The organism is Methanosarcina sp. A14, from assembly GCF_001729375.1.
GTDB lineage: Archaea > Halobacteriota > Methanosarcinia > Methanosarcinales > Methanosarcinaceae > Methanosarcina > Methanosarcina barkeri.
In genome coordinates, this window is the sequence record NZ_LZPK01000299.1 from 1 (window position 1) to 2,670 (window position 2,670).

2 protein-coding genes are annotated in these 2,670 nt (G+C 37.3%); one reads left to right on the forward strand and one right to left on the reverse strand.

The window, feature by feature from the left end; translation table 11 throughout:
- Positions 1-427: 427 nt before the first annotated feature.
- Positions 428-1,177, reverse strand: a complete 750-nt coding sequence (locus A9239_RS13470; RefSeq protein WP_048154769.1) for an RNA ligase partner protein — start codon at positions 1,175-1,177, stop codon at positions 428-430.
- Positions 1,178-1,994: 817 nt separating this feature from the next.
- Between A9239_RS13470 and A9239_RS13475 the strand changes: the two genes are divergently transcribed.
- Complete coding sequence (locus A9239_RS13475) at positions 1,995-2,342, forward strand: hypothetical protein (protein WP_048156809.1); 348 nt, start codon at positions 1,995-1,997, stop codon at positions 2,340-2,342.
- Positions 2,343-2,670: the final 328 nt, after the last annotated feature.

A 2,670-nucleotide genomic window follows, 5' to 3' on the forward strand; every position in this document is an offset into this window, starting at 1 on the left:
TTCCCTTAAATGCAGTTCCCCTAAATGCATTTTCTCCTAAATACAGTTTCTTAAAATGCAGTTCCCCTAAATGCAGTTTCTTTAAATACAGTTTCCCTAAATACAGTTTTTTTAAATACGGCTTCTCTTAGATACAATCTCCTTAAAGGCGCTTTTCATTAAAAGTACGATTTAAAAAGTACGGTTTCCTTAAGGCATAACTCTTTTAAGGCTTGATAAAATTGGTGTCTACTATTTCTCACTAAGACTCATAGCTCGAGGCATTGCCTGAAGGTAAGTCCCCTTATTTAAACCTCCAGCTTCTTATCGGACTAAATTTCAAGCCTCTAATCTGACTAATTTCAAGTTTCTCATATGATAGTACCCGGATATTCATTAATCCAGGCTTTGATTTTGATCATTATTGAGTTTTGAAAAATCAAAGTTATTAAATAAATTCTATTTCTCCCGACGGCCCGTCTTTGCCTTTGCCTCGGTTTTCGTACTCTGGTTCATTTTCGTTTTCCGGAAGATGCTTCAGGTACTCCTGTATCATCATGGGAAAAACATTTGCAGGTACAAAGCGAACTCCAAGCTGTTCAGCCCACTTTTCAATCCCGTAATCGCTTGCAATTACTGCGGCATCAAGCTCCTTGGCAAGGATAAGAACATCAATATCAGGAGCACTATCAAGAATCCCATATCTCAGGGCAGCTCGATATTTGTTCCGGAATTTGCCAATGATCCCTCCAATTACTTCCCTCTCAACCTCTTCCTTATACTCTTTTTTCTTGTTTTGTGGATTTTCCATAAAGAGGCATTCAGTAGCTGCCTCCCATATCGCGTCCTCAGCTACTCCCATTCCCCGGTTAATTCTTTCCCGCATATAGGCAACATATTCATGAAAGATCTGAGAAGTTACGCTAACTCTATACCGGTCAGGAGATTTTTTTACAAGCCAGGTATCTATTTTAGCCACGACCTCCCTGTCACAGCCGTTGCGGCTTGCAAATTCGTACATCTCTTTATATACTGACGGATAGGGCACGTAGCAACTTATCCCGAAATGCAGACGAGCATCGGCTATCAGGTCAAGAATCGCTTTCATTCCCTCGCAAAGGGAAGCATAGCCCATAACCTCACGCGTCTGCAGGTCCGTTAATGCTGTAGTATCCAGCACAAATCTCTGCTTAAGCATTTTTTCGAACCCTTTTGAGTAATCTTCGTTATCGTCTTATGTATTGATCAAAGATGAATAAAATTCTTTGTTTTATTCCCTTTATTTTCTTCCTTTATAGCTTTTAAATTAGTAACTTCTTTTCTGTTGCTTGATAACCTCCATTCTACTTACTACTTTTATTTTGTTTGCTTAATGATTTCAATTCTGTTTGCTTCACAACTTTATTATGACCATTAAGCACTTTCATGAAGATAATACTGTATTTTTATTTTTCTTTTGTTTATTTAGTCCGCCATTTATTCGGGAAGCCCCCTACTCTTTGATCAAAAGAAATAACTGCAGATAATTTTAATACACATATTTTATTTTTCTTCTGATTGTGTAGTCCACCATTTATTCGGGAAACCCCCTAACTTATAGATCAAAATCAATAACTGTATATAGCTTCAAGACCTATATTTTAATAGGGAAGTTTAAAACCAGAGACTAGAAAGCGGTTTAAAGTGCATTTTTGTAAAGTGTCTTCTAATGTTGTTTCGATTCAAATACGAAAAATATTTTCGAGACGACATTATAAAAAACGTTTTTTTGTTAATCCGTATTGTTTGCTTTTCCAGCTCTGGATCGATCTTCTCGAGGTTGATATGCTGGCAAGACAACGTCGGCAGGTAAAACACAGCTTAACGGTGTGAAAAACAGCCCGATTCGTTATGAATATGAGTAATAAGCTGAAACTGGGGAATATGATTTGAGTGCAAACACGGAGACATTGAAGCCTTGTGTAGGCTCAGCACAAGGTTTGGTGAGAAATCCTCTGGACACAGGAGGCAACACAATGAAAGAGCATTGCAATATTTGTGGTCGGGAACTGCTGGAAGATGTACTGGTTGTGGACACCAGCCTGGATATGAAACCAATAAAGTTCAAAGAGGTTCATGGAGATAAGTCCGATCTGATATGCATTGAATGTGCAATTGATTCGGTTGAGAATCCACCTTTCGTATGTTCGAGATGTGGCCAACCAATCGAATTTAATGAAAAATTCTATGTATTCAGGGAGGCAACCACAAAACCAGGTGGCCCCAAAGTTAACTTTGAAGAAACATGTCTCGATGACAAACACATCTGCAGCACATGTTTTAATGAGATCATGAACCCTGAGAGTGAAGCAAAAAGGGCCTAAATGGAAAAACCCTCTGTAAACATCATTCAGCCTTCCAAAACTTTGAATCATTGGACAAGAATTGGGTTTCAGTTCCTGGAAAATCTCGCCAAGATAATACAGAACTGATTTTTCAGTTCTGTCACCCGCTTTTTCTAATTTTTTTGTTTTTAGTGTATTTCTTCTCTATTTGTTTAGAACTTCCTGTTTAGAACTTTTAGCTTAAAAAAATAATTTTTGGAAATTTTTAAAGGAATTTATCTGCGATGCGTGGACTTTAATTTTACAAAGCATAAATATTAATCTTATAAAAATAGATAATATTGACTTAATAAGCGCAATCTGATAT

Coding starts and splice junctions, on each gene's coding strand:
- A9239_RS13470 (WP_048154769.1), bottom strand. CDS start 1,177: ATGCTTAAGCAGAGATTTGTGCTGGATACTACAGCATTAACGGACCTG.
- A9239_RS13475 (WP_048156809.1), top strand. CDS start 1,995: ATGAAAGAGCATTGCAATATTTGTGGTCGGGAACTGCTGGAAGATGTA.